Annotated in this window: 18 protein-coding genes; 5 read left to right on the top strand and 13 right to left on the bottom strand. The window is 65.2% G+C overall.

Annotation, left to right across the window (positions count from 1 at the left end):
* Positions 1-12: 12 nt before the first annotated feature.
* The 7 genes from scpB to GGR17_RS08695 all read right to left on the bottom strand — a co-directional run bounded on the left by scpB (position 13) and on the right by GGR17_RS08695 (position 8,307).
* Positions 13-660 carry an SMC-Scp complex subunit ScpB gene (gene scpB, locus GGR17_RS08725; RefSeq protein WP_054538678.1) on the bottom strand — a complete coding sequence of 216 codons (648 nt, stop codon included), beginning with the start codon at positions 658-660 and terminating at the stop codon, positions 13-15.
* A complete protein-coding gene (locus GGR17_RS08720; RefSeq protein WP_369817380.1) occupies positions 661-1,440 on the bottom strand; it encodes a segregation and condensation protein A in 780 nt (259 codons plus the stop codon).
* Positions 1,433-2,449, bottom strand: a complete 1,017-nt coding sequence (gene nagZ / locus GGR17_RS08715) for a beta-N-acetylhexosaminidase (RefSeq protein WP_054538677.1) — start codon at positions 2,447-2,449, stop codon at positions 1,433-1,435. The genes GGR17_RS08720 and nagZ overlap by 8 nt, the downstream gene beginning before the upstream one ends.
* Complete coding sequence (locus GGR17_RS08710) at positions 2,446-3,390, bottom strand: SPOR domain-containing protein (protein WP_054538676.1); 945 nt, start codon at positions 3,388-3,390, stop codon at positions 2,446-2,448. Before GGR17_RS08710 ends, nagZ begins: the two co-directional genes overlap by 4 nt.
* A gap of 87 nt (positions 3,391-3,477) precedes the next feature.
* Complete coding sequence (gene argS, locus GGR17_RS08705) at positions 3,478-5,223, bottom strand: arginine--tRNA ligase (protein ID WP_054538675.1); 1,746 nt, start codon at positions 5,221-5,223, stop codon at positions 3,478-3,480.
* 51 nt (positions 5,224-5,274) lie between these two features.
* Positions 5,275-7,101, bottom strand: coding sequence for a cation:proton antiporter (locus GGR17_RS08700; RefSeq protein WP_054538674.1), 1,827 nt, complete (start codon positions 7,099-7,101; stop codon positions 5,275-5,277).
* Between the two features lie 66 nt (positions 7,102-7,167).
* The gene (locus GGR17_RS08695; protein ID WP_054538673.1) at positions 7,168-8,307 is read right to left on the bottom strand and encodes a deoxyguanosinetriphosphate triphosphohydrolase; all 1,140 of its coding nucleotides are present in this window, start codon (positions 8,305-8,307) and stop codon (positions 7,168-7,170) included.
* 83 nt (positions 8,308-8,390) lie between these two features.
* On the opposite strand from GGR17_RS08695, the gene GGR17_RS08690 reads away from it, so the two are divergent.
* Positions 8,391-8,714, top strand: coding sequence for a HesB/IscA family protein (locus tag GGR17_RS08690; RefSeq protein WP_037205731.1), 324 nt, complete (start codon positions 8,391-8,393; stop codon positions 8,712-8,714).
* Complete coding sequence (locus GGR17_RS08685; RefSeq protein WP_054538672.1) at positions 8,714-9,733, top strand: glucokinase; 1,020 nt, start codon at positions 8,714-8,716, stop codon at positions 9,731-9,733. Before GGR17_RS08690 ends, GGR17_RS08685 begins: the two co-directional genes overlap by 1 nt.
* A gap of 65 nt (positions 9,734-9,798) precedes the next feature.
* Here the strand turns inward: GGR17_RS08685 and GGR17_RS08680 are convergent, their stop codons facing one another.
* Complete coding sequence (locus tag GGR17_RS08680) at positions 9,799-10,437, bottom strand: acyl-homoserine-lactone synthase (protein ID WP_054538671.1); 639 nt, start codon at positions 10,435-10,437, stop codon at positions 9,799-9,801.
* Between the two features lie 117 nt (positions 10,438-10,554).
* Entirely contained in the window at positions 10,555-11,166 is a 612-nt protein-coding gene (locus GGR17_RS08675) for a helix-turn-helix transcriptional regulator (RefSeq protein ID WP_052071266.1), read from the bottom strand.
* A gap of 116 nt (positions 11,167-11,282) precedes the next feature.
* Here GGR17_RS08675 and GGR17_RS08670 point away from each other — a divergent pair, with 116 nt between their 5' ends.
* Together GGR17_RS08670 and GGR17_RS08665 are read left to right on the top strand one after the other, a co-directional pair.
* Positions 11,283-11,762 carry an autoinducer binding domain-containing protein gene (locus tag GGR17_RS08670; protein WP_052071265.1) on the top strand — a complete coding sequence of 160 codons (480 nt, stop codon included), beginning with the start codon at positions 11,283-11,285 and terminating at the stop codon, positions 11,760-11,762.
* Positions 11,763-11,869: 107 nt separating this feature from the next.
* Positions 11,870-12,841, top strand: a complete 972-nt coding sequence (locus GGR17_RS08665; protein ID WP_037205579.1) for an MBL fold metallo-hydrolase — start codon at positions 11,870-11,872, stop codon at positions 12,839-12,841.
* 104 nt (positions 12,842-12,945) lie between these two features.
* Here the strand turns inward: GGR17_RS08665 and arsJ are convergent, their stop codons facing one another.
* The 3 genes from arsJ to GGR17_RS08650 are packed head-to-tail and all read right to left on the bottom strand — an operon-like array spanning position 12,946 to position 16,099.
* The gene (gene arsJ, locus GGR17_RS08660) at positions 12,946-14,199 is read right to left on the bottom strand and encodes an organoarsenical effux MFS transporter ArsJ (protein WP_054538670.1); all 1,254 of its coding nucleotides are present in this window, start codon (positions 14,197-14,199) and stop codon (positions 12,946-12,948) included.
* Entirely contained in the window at positions 14,199-15,209 is a 1,011-nt protein-coding gene (locus GGR17_RS08655) for an ArsJ-associated glyceraldehyde-3-phosphate dehydrogenase (RefSeq protein ID WP_054538669.1), read from the bottom strand. The genes arsJ and GGR17_RS08655 overlap by 1 nt, the downstream gene beginning before the upstream one ends.
* A 41-nt stretch (positions 15,210-15,250) precedes the next feature.
* Entirely contained in the window at positions 15,251-16,099 is an 849-nt protein-coding gene (locus GGR17_RS08650; protein WP_054538668.1) for an arsenate reductase/protein-tyrosine-phosphatase family protein, read from the bottom strand.
* Positions 16,100-16,323: 224 nt separating this feature from the next.
* On the opposite strand from GGR17_RS08650, the gene GGR17_RS08645 reads away from it, so the two are divergent.
* Positions 16,324-16,461: a hypothetical protein gene (locus GGR17_RS08645; protein ID WP_157445546.1), complete on the top strand. Its 138-nt coding sequence runs from the start codon at positions 16,324-16,326 to the stop codon at positions 16,459-16,461.
* A gap of 65 nt (positions 16,462-16,526) precedes the next feature.
* On the opposite strand, the gene ndk is transcribed toward GGR17_RS08645, so the two are convergent.
* Positions 16,527-16,949 carry a nucleoside-diphosphate kinase gene (ndk, locus tag GGR17_RS08640; RefSeq protein WP_054538667.1) on the bottom strand — a complete coding sequence of 141 codons (423 nt, stop codon included), beginning with the start codon at positions 16,947-16,949 and terminating at the stop codon, positions 16,527-16,529.
* Between the last annotated feature and the right edge of the window lie 120 nt (positions 16,950-17,069).

Below are 17,069 nucleotides of genomic sequence, written 5' to 3'. Positions count from 1 at the left end.
CGGATCGTCTCCTCAGGATTCGTCCTCAAACATATCGCTTTGCCCCGCGTCCGCATCTTCGCCCTCTTCCCCCGGCTCTGGCAAGGCCCCCGGTGGCGGGCGGTTTTCCAGCAGGCCGGCGGCGCGCAGCTCTTTCAGGCCCGGCAGGTCGCGCGCGCTTTCCAGCCCGAAATGGTCAAGAAAGCTCTGGGTGACGACATAAGTCACCGGCCGGCCCGGTGTCATCCGGCGGCGGCCAAAGCGGATCCATTCCAGCTCCAGCAATTGATCCACCGTGCCGCGCGACACTGAAACGCCCCGGATTTCCTCGATCTCGGCGCGGGTGACGGGCTGGTGATAGGCGATGATCGCCAGCGTTTCGATCGCCGCGCGCGAGAGCTTGCGCGTCTCGACCGTTTCCTTCTGCATCAGAAAGCCGAGATCGGGTGCGGTGCGGATGGCCCACGCATCGCCCACCTTCACCACGCGCACGCCGCGCCCCTCATAGCGTTTGCGCAGCAGCGCCAGCGCCGCCGCCGCATCGCAGCCATGCGGCATCCGGGCGTTCAGATCGGCCACGCTGATCGGTTCGGCAGACGCGAAAAGAATGGCCTCGACCATCCGCTCCTGCTCGCCCTCGGGCGGCGCTTCGAAAAGGCTTTGTTCCTTTTTATCAGCCATCTACACTGCCTTCTTACGGATCTGGATCGGCGTGAAAACCGCGTCTTGCCGTATCTCGATCGCGCCGCGCTTGGCCAGCTCCAGCGACGCCGCGAAGGTGGCGGCCGTGGCCGAGCGGCGCTTGACCGGATCGTGTTCCCAACCCTCGGGAAGATAGCTGATCAGCATGGTCCAGTCACCCGCATAGCCGATCAGCCCGCGCATCCGCTCCAGCGCCTCTTCCATGGTGAAGACCGAGTCGCGGTCGAGCACGAAGGGGCGAAACTCGTCACGGGTGCGGATGCGGGCATAGGCCTGCATCAGGTCCAGCAATGTCGCGGTGTAGGTCACGTGCCGAATACGCGAGATGTCTTCGGGAATACCACGCACGAAGAAATCGCGCCCTTTCTGATCGCGCGCCATCAGCCGGGCGGCGGCATCGCGCATCCCCTGAAGCCGTTCAAGCTGAAACGCCAGATGGGCGGCCAGCTCTTCGCCCGAGGGGCCTTCATCGGCCGGATCCGGCGGCAGCAGCAGCCGCGATTTCAGAAAGGCCAGCCACGCCGCCATCACCAGATAATCCGCCGCCAGTTCCAGCCGCAGCGCCTTGGCCTGTTCGACGAAATGCAGATATTGCCGCGCCAGCTGCAGAACGGAGATCTTGCGCAGATCGACCTTCTGGGTGCGCGACAGGGTCAGCAACAGGTCGAGCGGGCCCTCGAACCCGTCCACATCGACGATCAGCGCCTCGGCGGCCAGACGGTCGGCCACATCCATGGCTTCGAACGCATCCTCAGCCACGCGCGCCCTCCGCCATCAGCGCATCCCATTGCGCGCTCAGTGCCGCGGGGTCGCAGGGCGCCGCCTGCCGCAGCGCAAGCGCCGCATCGGCGCGCGCGGCGGCGGCGGCGGTGAGCGTTCCGCAAGAGGCCGCGACGCGCTGCATCTCGGTCATATCGCCGTTGCAATGCAGGATCGCATCGCAGCCGGCGGCGAGCGCGGCCTTACAACGGGCATCCATGGCGCCGGACAGGGCGTGCATCGAGATATCGTCGGACATCAGGAAGCCGGAAAACCCGATCCGGTCCCGGATCAGGCCGATCATCCCCGGCGAGGTGGTGGCCGGCGCGCTGGCATCTATCGCCTCGTAGACCACATGCGCCGTCATCGCGAAGGGCAGATCGGAAAGCGCATGGAAAGGTTCGAAATCAATGGCTTGCAGCGTGTCTTGCGGCAGGTCAACATGCGGAAGCTCAAGGTGGCTGTCGGCGGTGGCGGCGCCATGGCCGGGGATGTGCTTGAGCACCGGCAACACGCCACCCGCCAACAGCCCGTCCGACACCGCACGCGCGATCACGGCGACGGTTTCGGGGTCGGTGCCATAGCAGCGGTTGTGCAGCACGGGATGGGTCTGCGGGCGTGCCACATCGGCGGTGGGGGCGCAGTTCACGTCGATCCCCAGATCACGCAGCTCTGCCGCGATGATCCGGTAGCGCAGGCGCATCACCTCGGCGGCGCGGTCGGGCCCGGCGGCGCGCACCTGATCCAGCGGCGGCTGCCATTGGCGCCAGAACGGCGGGCCAAGACGCTGGACCCGCCCCCCTTCCTGGTCGATCAGGATCGGCGCATCGCGCCCCACGGCGGCGCGCAGATCGGCGGTCAGGCGGCGGATCTGGTCGGGGGTTTCGACATTGCGCGCGAACAGGATAAAGCCGAACGGGTTGGCATCGGCAAAGAACGCGGCCTCGCCCCGGCCGAGCACCGGGCCCGCGCAGCCGAAGAAGAACGCCCCTGCCCCGGCCGCGCTCACCGCGCCACCACGGGGATGCAATCGGCCTTTTCGGCGGTCAGCGCCGCGCAAAAGCGCCGCGCGTCTGAAATATCGGTAAAGCCCACCGCCCGCAGCCGGTAGAAGGTGCGCCCGCCACTGACGGCGGATTGAACAAGGCGCTGCTTGCCCTCCATGAAGCTGGCGAAACGCGACGACAGGCGTTGCCATTCGGCGCGCGCCACCTCGGGGCTGTCATAGGCGCCGAGCTGAACCAGATGCGCGCCCGGCGGAACGGCGCTGGCGGCGATCTCCTCGGGCTCGTCTGATGTGAAGGCCGAAGCCGCGGCGGCCACAGCGGCACGCGCGGCAAGATCGATCCGGGGGCGCATGGCCGGGCGCGGCGAACGGGCGGCGCTGGCGGAAACAGGCTCTGACGGATCTTCATCACCCTCGGCATCGCCGGGCGCGATTATCTCGGCCAGATCGGCGCCGGGCTCGGGCACGGCGGGGGCGTTCGCTTCGGCAAGCAGTTCGGCGATGGCCCGCGCAGAGGCAACCGGATCAGGCGCGGCGACGGTGCCTGAGGGGGGGGCGGGCGCTGCCACGGTCGGTTCGGGGCGGGCCAGTTCGGCCCGGGGTGCATCTTCGTCGGTCAGATCAACCGGGCGCGGCGCCAGCACAAGCCGGTCGGCGGGCGGCGTGGCGCCGCCTTCGGCCGCCACATCGTTTACCGCCAGCCCCTGATGCCGGGCCTGACGCCCGCCGGGATCTTCGGGCGCCACGCGCAACGGCCCTTCCAGCGCGCGCACGACCGGCACGCCCGACACATCGCGCACCGTCAACCGATAGCCCCAGATCGCCAGCCCGACCACCAGTACAACCGATGTCAGCGCGCCGGCCCAGTTGATGACGGCCTGAACCGCCCGCCTGGGTTCGGGCGGAGCCTGTTCATCTAGATCATCATACTCGAAATCTGCCATTGCCGCCTCACTGCCCTCAGGCGGCCTGGATGCCCAGCCGCCCGGATCGTCTTGCCTGCCAGCGTTCCGGTGGGTTGCGCCTGTTGCTCAGCGCATTTCCTCCACCGGGGTCACGCCGAGAATACCAAGACCGGCGGAAATAACAACGGCGACGGCCTGCGCCAGCGCGATTTTCGCCTGGCTGGTCGCCACGTCGCCCTCTTGCAGAAAGCGCAGTTCCGGCAGCTCGTTGCCACGGTTCCACAACCCGTGGAACTCCGACGCCAGTTCATAGAGGTAAAACGCCACCCGGTGCGGCTCATGGGTACGCGCCGCGATCTCGACAAGGCGCGGCCATTCGGCCAGCTTGCGGGCCACGTCCAGCTCTGCGGGGTGATCCAGCTTCGACAGGTCGGCACCGGCCAGCGCGGCCTCGCCGGTGTCGATCCCGGCCTCGGCGGCCTTGCGCAGCACCGAGCGCACACGCGCATGGGCATATTGCACATAGAACACCGGATTGTCCTTGGACTGTTCCAGCACCCTGGCGAAATCGAAATCCAGCGGCGCGTCGTTCTTGCGCGTCAGCATGACAAAGCGGGTGACATCGCTGCCCACCTGATCGACCACATCGCGCAGGGTCACGAAATTGCCGGCGCGTTTGGACATCTTGAACGGCTCGCCGTTGCGGAACAGGCGCACAAGCTGGGTCAGCTTGATGTCGAGCGGCACCTTGCCGTTCGACAGCGCCGAAACCGCCGCCTTCATCCGCTTGACATAGCCGCCGTGGTCGGCGCCGAACACGTCGATCAGCGCGTCGAAACCACGGGTGATCTTGTCATAGTGATAGGCGATATCAGGGGCGAAATAGGTCCAGGCGCCATCGGATTTCTTGACCGGGCGGTCCACGTCATCGCCATGCATCGTCGAACGGAACAGGGTCTGTTCGCGCGGCTCCCAATCTTCGGGCATCTTGCCCTTGGGCGGTTCAAGCACACCCTCGTAAATCAGCCCCTTGGATTGCAGATCTTGCAGCGCGGCCTCGATCTGGCCGGTACCGTAGAGCGATTTTTCCGAAAAGAACACATCCATCTCGATGCCGAGCGCCTTCAGATCGTCGCGGATCAGATCCATCATCGCGTCGGTGGCGACATTGCGGAACTCGTCCAGCCAGGCATCCTCGCTCTGGCCGACATAGCGGTCGCCATAGGTGCGGGCCAGCGCCTCGCCCACCTCGATCAGATAATCGCCGGGATATGTGCCGTCGGGAAATTCCACCGCCTCGCCATGCGCCTCGAGATAACGCAGATAGACCGAGCGGGCGAGCACATCGACCTGCGCACCGCCGTCGTTGATGTAATATTCACGCGTCACGTCATAGCCGGCATAGGCCAGCAGGCTCGACAGCGCATCGCCGAACACCGCCCCGCGGGTGTGGCCAACATGCAGCGGCCCCGTCGGGTTGGCCGACACGAACTCTACATTGACCTTCTGCCCCTGCCCCATGACCGACCGGCCAAAGGCCACGCCTTCGGCCAGGGCCGCGCCGACGACGCCCTGCCAGACCGGCGCCGCCAGCCGCAGGTTCAAGAAGCCCGGCCCGGCCACCTCGGCGGTGGTGATGCGCGCATCCGCGGCCAGCCGGGCGGCCAGCGCCTCGGCGATGTCGCGCGGCTTCATCTTCGCCGGCTTCGCCAGCACCATCGCGGCATTGGTCGCCATGTCGCCATGGGCGGCATCGCGGGGCGGTTCGACCGCCACATTGGCAAAGTCGAGGCCACCGGGCAGCGCGCCCTCGGCGACCATTGCATTCAGGCTGTCGATCACCAGCGCGCGGAGTTCAGTGAAAAGGTTCATCTTTGGGCCATCCTGTCGTTGCCCGGCGGTTTACCACGGGGGCGGCGGGCGTCAATGGTCGGGCGTGGCCGCCTCGTCGCGTGCGGGCGGCACCATGGCGATGAGCTTGGTTTCGGGCGGCGCCCGAAACTCGGCCCCTTCGGCCAGCAGCCTGAGGTCGCGCGCCGGGGTCAGCCGCGCCAGAAGCACCGCCTCGGGGTTCTTTTCGCGCCAATGCTCCAGGGTGAATTCCTCGGTCAGGCGGGTCACCCGAAACTCCCACCCCTGCGCCATCAGGCTGTTCACCTCTAGATAGCTGTGCCCGCCGCCGATCGGCTGCCCGCCCAGCGTGGCGGGCAGCGCATGGCGCGTGCTCTCCTGCTTGGCGGATTTGAGCTGATGCACGTGTTCCCGCCCGAATTCCGGCGCGAGATCGGTGGCGACCAGCGTGTTATAGGCATCGTTGTCGGTGGCGGCGACGATCTTGCCGAAACTCATGATCTCCAGCCCGCGCTCGGCGGCCTCCGACAGGATGTCGCCGAAAAACGTGGGCAGGCCGGCATCACGCGCGCTGCGCAGGCGCGCGCGGTTGGCATCGACGATCAACACCGGCACCTCGGCCTTTTTCAGCGCCCCGGCAAATCCGGTGGCCCAGCTCGACCCGCCCACCAGCAGCACGCCCGGCACCTCGCCCCCCGCCAGGCCCAGCGCCCGCGCGATCGGGGTCAGGGTGAACCCGTGCAGCACCACCGTGGCCACCACCAGCGCGAAGGCCAGCGGGCCGATCCGCGCGCCATCCTCCAGCCCCAGCGCGGCCAGCCGTTCGCCGAACAGCCCCGCCACCGCCACCAGCACCACACCGCGCGGCCCGGTGAAAGCGACCAGCAGACGCTCGCGCCAGGGCACCTTGGTGGCGGCCAGCGACACCAGCACCGTGGCCGGCCGCACCGCGAGGATCACCGCCACCACGAACACGCCCGCGCGCCAGTCGAGCGTCGAGAGGGTTTCGAAATTCATCGACGCGGCCAGCAGGATGAATACGCCCGATACCAGCAGAACGGTGGCATGTTCCTTGAACCGGCGCAGCTCGGTATAGCTGGGCAGATCGGCGTTGGCGATGTACAGCCCCATGATGGTCACCGCCAGCAGCCCGCTTTCATGCAGCACCGTGTCGGACAGGGCAAAGACGCAGAGCAGCAGCGCGAACAGCACCGGCACCTTCATGTATTCCGGCACCCAGGCCCGGCGAAAGGCCGATGACAGGCCCCAGCCGCCAAGCGCCCCGAGCACCAGGGCGACGGCGATGCCGACCACAAGCTCCAGCACCGCATGGCCGGCCGTGGTGGCGGTCTGCAGCACCAGCACCACCTCATAGGCCAGCACCGCGGCCAGCGCGCCGACCGGATCGTTGACGATCGCCTCCCACTGCAGCAGTTGCGCGGGGCGGCGTTTCAGCCGGGCCTGCCGCAGCAGGGGCGCGATCACCGTGGGCCCGGTGACGATCATGATGCCGCCGAACACCGCCGCCGCCGCCCAGCCCAACCCGGCCACGTAATGCAGCGCCAGCGCCGACAGAAGCCAGCCCAGCGGCGCGCCGATGACAACCAGCCGCCGCACCCCTTCGGCCGCGTCGCGCAGCGAATGCAGGTTCAGCGTCAGCCCGCCCTCGAACAGGATGATCGCCACCGCGATGGAGATCATGGGCCCCATCAGCGGCCCGATATCGCGCGCCGGGTCGAACAGGCCCAGAACCGGCCCGACGATCAGCCCCGCCGCCAGCATCAGCACGATCGCCGGCATCCGCAGCCGCCACGCCAGCCATTGCGACCCGACCCCGAGCGCGCCCACAAGCGCGAATGCCATAACCGGCGCCATGGCACCCTCTGCGGCCACTGACATGACGTTCTCTCCTTACATTGCCCTGACAGCTTGGGTCAGGCACGCAGCGGGGGCAAGCCCCGCCACCTAATCGCCCAGCAGCCGGGCATGTTCCTGCATCGCGAACCGGTCTGTCATCCCGGCGATGTAATCGGCCACGATCCGGGCCAGTTCCGTCTCGTTCCGCACCGCCTCCACATCCTTGCGCCACTGTTTGGGCAGCAGCTCGGGGTTGGTCAGAAACAGCGGGAACAGATCATTGACCATCGCCGTCACCTTCGCGCGCATCTTCAACACCGACGGCGCGCGGTACATGCGGTGAAACAGGAATTCGCGGATCACCTTGAGCTGTTCCCAGATATCGGGCGAAAACTGCACCACCGAATGCCCGGCGAGGCGGATGTCCTGCGCGGTCGCCGGATCCAGCGCCGCGATCCGCGCCCGCGCCACGTCGATCACATCGGCGACCAGAATCCCGAAGAACCGGCGCAGCGCCTCATGCCGGCGGCGATAGTAGTTCAGGCCGGGATAGGTCCGGTCCACCTCGGCGAAACAGCCATCCAGCAACGGCAGTTCGGCCAGCTCGTCGGTCGAAAACAGCTCGGCCCGCAGCCCGTCATGCAGATCGTGGTTGTTATAGGCCACATCATCGGCCAGCGCGGCGACCTGCGCCTCGGCGCTGGCATGGGTGTGCAGCTCCAGATCGTGGCGGGCGTTGTATTCGGCCAGCGCATAGGGCACTTCGCCGGTGACGGGGCCGTTGTGCTTGGCGATGCCTTCCAGCGTTTCCCAGGTCAGGTTCAGCCCGTCGAAATCGGCATAGTGCCGCTCCAGCCGCGTGACGATGCGGATCGCCTGCGCGTTGTGATCGAACCCGCCATAAGGCGCCATCATCTCCGACAGCGCATCCTCGCCGGTATGCCCGAACGGGGTGTGGCCCAGATCATGCGCCAGCGCCACCGCCTCTGTCAGCTCCAGGTTCAGCCCCAGCACCCCCGCGATCGTGCGCGCCACCTGCCCCACCTCGATCGAATGGGTCAGGCGCGTGCGGAAGTAATCGCCCTCATGCTCGATGAACACCTGCGTCTTGTGCTTGAGCCGCCGAAAGGCCGACGAATGAATGATCCTGTCGCGGTCCCGTTGAAAACAGGACCGGAACGTGCTTTCCTCTTCACGGAAAAGCCGCCCGCGCGTCTCTTCCGGTCTGCAGGCATATCGTGCCAGCATTTTTCAGCCTTTGCTTGTCGCGTCTCTTCCGCGTTCATATATTGCACATGTCACGGTTTTGATACGGGATATTCACGATGGAACTGACCCTCCCCCCAAAGGTGACCGAGCGCGCCTTCGCCCGGCTGGCCGAGATCGGCGCGGGCGATCAGGGCAAGGCCCTGCGCGTGGCCGTCGAAGGCGGCGGCTGCTCGGGGTTTCAGTATGAGATAAAGCTGGACGACGTCGCGGCCGACGATCTGGTGCTGGAAGGCGCCGGGCAGAAGGTGGTGGTGGATACGGTCTCGTTGCCGTTCCTGACCAACGCGACCATCGACTTTTCCGAAGAGCTGATCGGCGCGCGTTTCGTGATCGAAAACCCCAACGCCACCAGCGCCTGCGGCTGCGGAACGAGCTTTTCGATCTGATGCCGCGGCCGGGGCCGGCCGGGCGCGTATCCGGCGCCCCGGCGCTGGTCGCCGATATCGGCGGCACCAACACCCGCATCGCGCTGGCCCGGGGCGGCACTGTTCTGGCCGACAGCCTGCGCCGGTTCCGCAACGATGACTTCCCCGATCCGCAGGCCGTGCTTCACGCTTATCTGAGTGCCGCCGGCCATCCGCCGCTGTCAGGGGCCTGCGCCGCGGTGGCGGGCCCGGTGCGCAACGGCGCGGCGCGGCTGACCAACCGGGACTGGGCGCTTGACCTTGCCGCGCTGCGCGCCGTCGCCGGGCCGGCGGGCCCCGTTGCCCTGCTCAATGACCTGCAGGCGCAGGGGCATGCGCTGGATCACTTGGCCGAACCCGCCCTGACCGGCATCTCCGAAGCCCGGGCCGAGCCCGGCGGCCCCCGGCTCGTCATCGGTATCGGCACCGGGTTCAACATCGCCACCGTTCATGGCCACGGGCCCGGTTGCCGGGTCACGGCGGCCGAGGCGGGCCACGCGGCCCTGCCCCTCGCAACCCAAGAAGACCTGGCGCTGGCCCGGTTCGTGACCGGCGGCACCCGGCTGGCCGAGGTCGAGGATGTGCTGTCCGGCCGTGGCCTTGCGCGCCTTTACGGCTGGGTCAGCCGGCACGCAGGCCCGCCGCAACAGGCCGCGCCCGAGGCGATCACCGCGCTGCTGGCACGGGGCGAAAACCCGGCCGCCCGCGCCACCGGCGAGATCTTCGCCCGGCTGCTTGGCGTTGCCGCACGCAATCTCGCCGTCACCCTGCTGCCCACCGGCGGCATTTTTCTGTGCGGCAGCGTGGCACGGGCCATGGCGCCGCATCTGAACGATCTGGGCTTTGCCGAGACCTTCCGCGCCAGAGGCCGGATCCCCGGCGAGATCGGCGATTTCGCGGTCTCGCTGATCAACGATGACACTGCCGCGCTGACCGGCTGCGCCGCCGCGCTGACGGGAGACGCCGCATGGCGGCGGCCCGCAACTTCTGTGAATGATTGAAGTGGGAGCCGGCCCCCCAAAGGTACAGTGCGCATCGGCCGGCCCCCTCTGCTTGGTGTCCGCGATCAGGCGCTGAGCTGGAACGGAACAGCCTGCTGCATCGCGTGCAGGTGGTGATAGGAATGGGTGGCCGGCATGCCGAGCACCGCATAGGTGCGCCCGTCATCAGCATTGCGATAGGTCTTGCCAAGCCGGGTCACATCATAGCCGATCTGGCGCAACGCCCGCATCAGGGCCAGCGACGACAGGCAAATCAGCCGCGAGGCACCATTCTCCACCGCCAGATCCACCAACCCGTCAACGATCAGCGACAGGCATTCCGAACGCTCCTTTTGGGTGGTCAGATCGTTCGAAATCACCAGCCTGGTACATTCCCACACCGCCGGGCTGGCGATATCCTCGGTCATGAGTTCGGCCGGGATCTTCGGCAGCTTGCCGGACTGCGCATCGCGCAGCATATAGGTATGATCCCCCCAGGTTGACGAGGTTGCCATCGCCCGCGCCCCGCCGACGACCTTGCCCTGATACATGACAAGCGAATACTGCGCGATCGGCGTGTCATACTGATCCATCTCGACCGAGTCGTTATGGGGAATGTCCCATTTCAACTCGTCGACAAAGACCTTTTTGCGAAGCGCGAGATAGTCGTAAAACGCGGCCCCGTGGCTGTGGAGGTTCGAAAAATCAAAAGTGATATTGTGCATGGTGAGTCTCCTTTCTGCGGGAGTAATTTGCTTCACCACGTCGTGATTATCTAATCTTAAAGTTGTAGAAACCGGTTTTGAAATACCCCTAAAGGCTTCATTTTCCTCAAAGAGCCGCTAAAGCAGGCCACGTGTCTGCGCAATCGACGCCGCCTGTGACGGGGTGCGCGCACCCAGCTTGCGTTTGGCATTGGCCAGACGCGCCTTCACCGCGCTCATCGAGATGTTCAGTTCGGCCGCGATCTGCTTGAGCCGCAGCCCCTGCGCCTGAAAGCGCAGCGCCTCGATCTCGGCCGCGGTCAGGGCCAGTTTCTGGTCGCCGTCCTGATGCAGCTCGACGACGATATCCGCCAGTTGGGCCAGCTCGTCATCGGTGAATTCACGGTCGGCGCGCAGGAAATTGCCGTAGCTCCGCTTGCCATGCCCCTCCGGCGATACCGCACTTGCCACGGCCCCGAAATGCAGCCCCAGGCCGGCCGCGCTTTCCAGCACGCCCATCGGATCATCCTCGCCGATATCGCTCCAGCGCGCGACGCCCTGATTCATGTAGACCCATTTCATCACCGGATCATGCACCACCAGACCGTTCGCCGTATAGTAATCCACCCAGGCGGAGGGAAGGCGGTTAAGCTCTTCGGCCGGAAAGGAAAACCCCACCCGCAGGCCGATATAGAACCCCGCAGGCGCAAGTGCGGAGATCCGGGCCGCTGTATCCGTCAATAAACTCATGGACTCGATAATATGGCTGTGTTCATTCTAATATTCAAACGGCCGGGAACACTGTGATCGCAAGACGCGTGACAGCGCTTGCCCAAGCCATTGCGGGAAGGAAGGTAAGACCAAGGATGGAACGGATCGACGAAATGGCCGGGCTTCTGAAGAAGCTGGCAGAATTCTGCGACACTGGCTTCGCACTCGCAATCCATATTCGTTACACAAGACCATCGCTCTTCTTTCAGACCTATGCACAAGAGTGGATCGATTACTACAGCGAAAATGGGCTCATGCTCTACGACCCTGTCGTGAAATGGGGCCTTCTCAATACCGGAATGGTTGCGTGGTCCGAGCTTGAGGGGGACGACCCGAGAGATGTGCTGGGGGAATCCGCCAAGCATGGCCTGCACAACGGCATCGCGCTTGGGATCGGCCCAGCGACGTCGCGCACGATCGCGGGGCTTACCCGTTCCGGGCCGGCCTTCTCTCAGGAAGAAATAGCACAAATGGTGGCGCTCGTAACGAAGATTCACACGTTGACCGAAAGCCTCGTCGGGACCGAAACGCCCGAGATGGATGAGATGCGCAAGCTTCAGCTTTCCGAATACTGAAACTTCGAGACAGGCGTGGAGCGGGACCCGGGCACGTCACCTGCGCCGAGGCGATTGAAGTTTGCCCCGGTTCAGATACAATTCATTGAATATCTCGGGAGGATGACATGACACGCCTGACCACCACCCGCCGCGGGTTGCTGAAAGCCGCCGCGGCCGCCCCCGCCCTTGCCCTGCCCGCGCCGCTGATGGCGCAGATCTCCGGCCCGGCCGGGCGCGGAAATCCGGCGCATTTCCGGTTCGATCTGGGCGCGGCCCGGATCACGGTCGTGTCCGACGGCCATCTGGGCCTGACGATCGACGGGCTGGGCGTGAACGCCGACCCCGCCGAGGTGCTGGCCTTTCTCGAGGCGCACAGGCTTTCGACCACCGGGCACTATTCGCACACCAACCACGTGGTGATCGAAACCGGCGATGCCACCGTTCTTGTCGATGTCGGTTCGGGTGACCGGTTTCTGCCCACCGCCGGGCGTCTTCTGGACAATCTGACCGAAGCCGGGATCGATCATGGCGCGATCACCCATGTGGTCATCACCCACGCCCATCCCGATCACATATGGGGCATCCGCGACGATTTCGACGAGCCGATCTTGCCGGACGCCGAATATGTCATCGGCGCGGGGGAGTATGACTGGTGGATGCAGGATGGGCTGGCCGGCAGCGTGCCGGCGGAAATGCAGCAGTTCGTGGTCGGTGCGGTGAATTCGCTGACCGCCGACGGGCTCGACTGGACCATGGCGCAGGACGGGCACGAAGTGGTGCCGGGCGTGCGGCTGATCTCTACCCCCGGTCATACGCTCAATCACATGAGCGTCATGGTCGAAAGCGACGGCAAGCAGTTGCTGGCGCTGGGGGATGCGATGACCCATGCCTATATCAGCATGGAGCGTCCCGACTGGTTCGCCGGGTTCGATCAGGACGGGCCGATGGCCTCGGCCACGCGACTGCGGCTGCTGGACATGGCCGCGACCGACGGGATCGCGGTACTGGGCTATCACTTCCCCTTCCCCGGCGTGGGTCACGTGATGCGGATGGGCGATGCCTATCGCTTCGTGCCCGCGCTCTGGACCTGGGGCTGAACCGGGCGGAAGAACATTCCCGAATTTTCTTCGGGTGAAAAATCTTCGGGAAGATTTTTCCGTGCCTCCGGCGGGAGTATTTGCGCCGAGAAGAAAGGGGCAGGCTATGGTCTGAGCCGCCGGATGATCAGAAAGCTGAACCCTGCCATCACCCCGGCAGTGGCCAGGCACAGCGGCAACCCGCCCATCTGGTAGCTGAGCCCTGACAGCAGCGTGCCCAGAAGCCGCCCGGCGGCGTTGGACATGTAGTAGAATCCCACGTCCATCGTCACCCGCTCTGCCTGCGTGAAAGCCAGGATCAGATAGGAATGGACCGAGGAATTGACCGCGAAGACGAAGCCGAAGAGCAACAGCCCCGCCACCAGTGTCGCCGTCAGCCAGCCCTGCGGCCCGCCGGCAAGCAGCGCCGCCCCGGCCAGCGCGAAGGGGATCAGCGTCAGCGCGCTGACCCACAGCGTTGCCAGCCGCGTGATCGCCCCCAGCGGTTTGTCCCTGGCGCCCAGCAGCTTCGGCGCCCAGGCCTGCACCGCGCCATAGCCGATGATCCACAGCGCCATGAACGTGCCGATCTGAAAGAAGGCCGCGCGGTTGCCGGCCTCGGAGCCGTCCGACAGCACCGAATAGAAATAGATCGGGATACCGACCACGAACCACACGTCACGCGCGCCGAACAGGAACATGCGCGCCGCCGACAGCCGGTTGATGTTGGGATCTTTCGAGAATACCTCGCGGAATTTCGCGCCTTTCTTGCCGCGCGGCAGGCCCGACGGCATGAACAGCGCCACCGCCAGCAGGATCACCGCCAGCACGCCCGCCATCGCGTAGACCGATGCAGTGAAGCCCAGCAGCCCCAGCAGTGCCGCGCCCAGCAGAAAGCCCAGCCCCTTGACGGCGTTCTTCGATCCGGTCAGCACCGCCACCCAGCGGAACAGCGCCCCGTCGCCTTCGGGCGCCAGGACCTTTACCGCCGATTTGGAGCTCATCTTGGCCAGATCCTTGGCCACACCGGACAGCCCCTGCACCGCCATCACGAAGATCACCGATGTGGCCACCGCCCAGCCCGGATCGAGCTGCGCCAGCGCCACCAGCGCCACGATCTGCAGCGCCAGCCCGGCATAGAGCGTCGAGGTCAGGCCGAAGCGGGCTGCGATCCATCCCGCCGACAGGTTGGTGACCATGCCCATGAATTCATACAGCAGGAACAGGTAGGCAAGCTGGATCGGCGAGAACCCCAGCGTATGGAAATGCAGCAGCACCAGCATCCGCAGCGCGCCGTCGGACAGCATGAAGGCCCAGTAGGCCGCCGTGACGGCCATATAGGCGGCCATCCCGTCGGGTTTCTTCGCCGCCAGCTGCATCACATCCGCTCCGCGATCATGCGGGTCACGTCGGCCAGACGGCAGCAATAGCCCCATTCATTGTCGTACCAGGCGTATATCTTCACCTGGGTGCCGTTGATCACCATGGTCGACATCGCATCGACGATCGACGAGCGCGGATCGTTCAGATAGTCGCAGGATACAAGCGGCCGTTCCTCATAACCCAGAATCCCCTTCAGCGGCCCCTCGGCATAGCGTTTGAACAGCGCGTTGACCTCTTCGGCGCTGGTCGCGCGCTTTACCTCGAACACGCAATCGGTGAGCGAGGCGTTCAGCAAAGGTACGCGCACGGCGTGGCCGTTCAGCCGCCCGGCCAGTTCGGGATAGATCAGCGTGATCGCGGTGGCCGAACCGGTGCTGGTGGGGATCAGCGAATTCAGTGCCGAACGGGCGCGGCGCATGTCCTTTGCCGGGCGGTCGACGATGGTCTGGGTATTGGTCACGTCGTGGATCGTGGTGATCGACCCGTGTTCGATCCCCAGTTCCTCGTGGATCACCTTCACCACCGGGGCCAGGCAGTTGGTGGTGCAGGAGGCCGCGGTGACAAGATCATGTTTGTCAGGATCATAGAGATCACTGTTCACGCCGTAGACGAGGTTCAGCGCGCCACCGTCCTTGACCGGGGCCGACACGATGACCTTCTTCACCCCCGCCGCGTAATAGGGCGCGACCTTTTCGGCGGTCTTGAACACGCCGGTGCAATCGACCACGATATCGACGCCCAGTTCCGCCAGCGGCAGATCCTCGATCCGTTTTTCGCGGGTCATCCGCATGCGGGTACCGTTGATCGTCAGGCTGTCGTCGTCATGGGAAATATCGGCGGGCCAGCGGCCATGGACGGTATCGAACTCCATCAGCAGCGCGTGCTGCTCGGGCGCGCCCGCCAGATCGTTCAGCAGCACGATGTTGCCCGGCAGCCCCTGATCGAAAAAGGCGCGCAGCACCAGTTTGCCCATACGCCCCATGCCGTTGATCGCCACATTTACCATCTCGGTCCTCTTTCTTGTTTTTGATGTTCTTCCGCGCCTGTTTACGCGTGTTCTGCGTCATCCATGCGACCGATATCATCCAGACGCGCCTGCAGCGACAGACGGTCAAGCTGGGCGAAGGACAGCGCGACAAAGGCCTGTATCCGGTGCAGCATCTGCGCATAAGTCGTTGCGAAGGCCAGCGATTTCTCGGCCTCCGTTCCCTCGACCTTCACCGGGTCGGGCAGGCCCCAATGGGCGGTGATCGGCTGGCCCGGCCAGGGCGGGCATTCCTCGTTCGCGGCGGAATCGCAGACGGTGAAGACGAAATCCATCACCGGCGCGCCGTCGCGCTGAAACTCGTCGACATTCTTGGCCCGCAGGCCCGTCACGTCATGGCCATTGCGCCGCAGCAGTTCCACCGCAAAGGGGTTCAGCGCGGAATAGGGTTTGGTTCCGGCGGAGTAGGCATTGAACTTGCCCCCGCCCTCGCTTGTCAGCAGCGCTTCGGCAAAGATCGAACGGGCGGAATTTCCGGTGCAGATGAACAGAACGTTGTAAGTCTTGTCTTCCATAAAAGACTCTCCGTGCAATGTTGCCGCCGTTCTTGGCGCGCAAAGGTCGGGGCGGCCGCGACAGCAATCCGCCACCAGGAAATCCACCAGCCCGCCCATGCGAGACAGGTGAACGTTGTAGTAAACCGATTTGCCCCGCCGCTGAGACGTCACCAGCCCCGCCCGCTCCAGCGTGCCGAGATAAACCGACAGCGTGTTGGGCTTGAGCCCCAGCGCCCCGGCCATCTCCGACGGGCGCACACCTTCGGGCGCCCGGCGCGCCAGCAGGCGAAACACCGACAGCCGCCCGGGATGGCCGAGCGTGGTGAGAATCAGAGAGGCGTCATTCAATTCCATAATTCGTGAATAATGGAATCGTGTAACAGTTCAACAACAATATGCGACGAATACGTGACATTACCTGCCAGACCGTGTGCGCGCCCCATCTGTGATAGGGAAATGCCACGTTTTCGCCATATTTGCGTGGCGCGATCGTGGATACGGCACCCGACGAACGAGGTGCCGACCCCAATTAGAGGCAATCAGGCAGCTGTAAAGTTGCTAGTAAAAGGATCCGTCCGATGACGTCCTACGTGTTTTCGAAGCCCAAGGAAGAGACGCCCAAGAAAGACAAGGGCGATGCCAAGACCGAGGCTCCGGCCTCGAAGCAGAAGCCAAACGACAAGCGCTACAAGATCACCGACTGGGCCAGTATCTGACGCCATGAAAAAGGCCGCCCCGATACGGGACGGCCAAATCAGGCGGGCGTGAACGGGCCCGGCGTTCAGCCGACCAGTTCGAGGCCCGAGAAGAAATACGCGATCTCGACCGCGGCCGTGTCTTCGCCGTCAGAGCCGTGAACCGAGTTCTCGCCGATCGACAGGGCGAATTCCTTGCGGATCGTGCCGTCGGCGGCATCGGCGGGGTTGGTCGCGCCCATCACTTCGCGGTTCTTGGCGATGGCGTCTTCGCCTTCCAGCACCTGAACGACGATCGGCTCGGACGCCATGAACTCGCACAGCTCGCCATAGAACGGGCGCTCCTTGTGCACCTCATAGAAGACACCGGCCTGGGCTTCGGTCAGGTGGATCCGCTTTTGCGCGATGATGCGCAGGCCGGCGGCCTCCAGCTTGGCGTTGATCGCGCCGGTCAGGTTGCGGCGGGTCGCGTCGGGCTTGATGATGCTGAAGGTGCGTTGAATGGCCATGTCGCTCTCTCTTTGTCTGCTGCCCGCGGGGGCGTCGAATTTCGCCGCCCTGCTAGCATGGGCGTGGCCAGTTGAAAAGCGGCGATTGACGGGCTGCGCGCCATGCGGCACACCGCGCCC

Origin of the sequence: Actibacterium naphthalenivorans (assembly GCF_014196965.1) — a bacterium.
Taxonomy (GTDB): Bacteria; Pseudomonadota; Alphaproteobacteria; order Rhodobacterales; family Rhodobacteraceae; genus Actibacterium_A; species Actibacterium_A naphthalenivorans.
The sequence above is the reverse complement of the archived record's forward strand: the minus strand, read 5'-3'. Positions and strand labels throughout refer to the sequence as shown.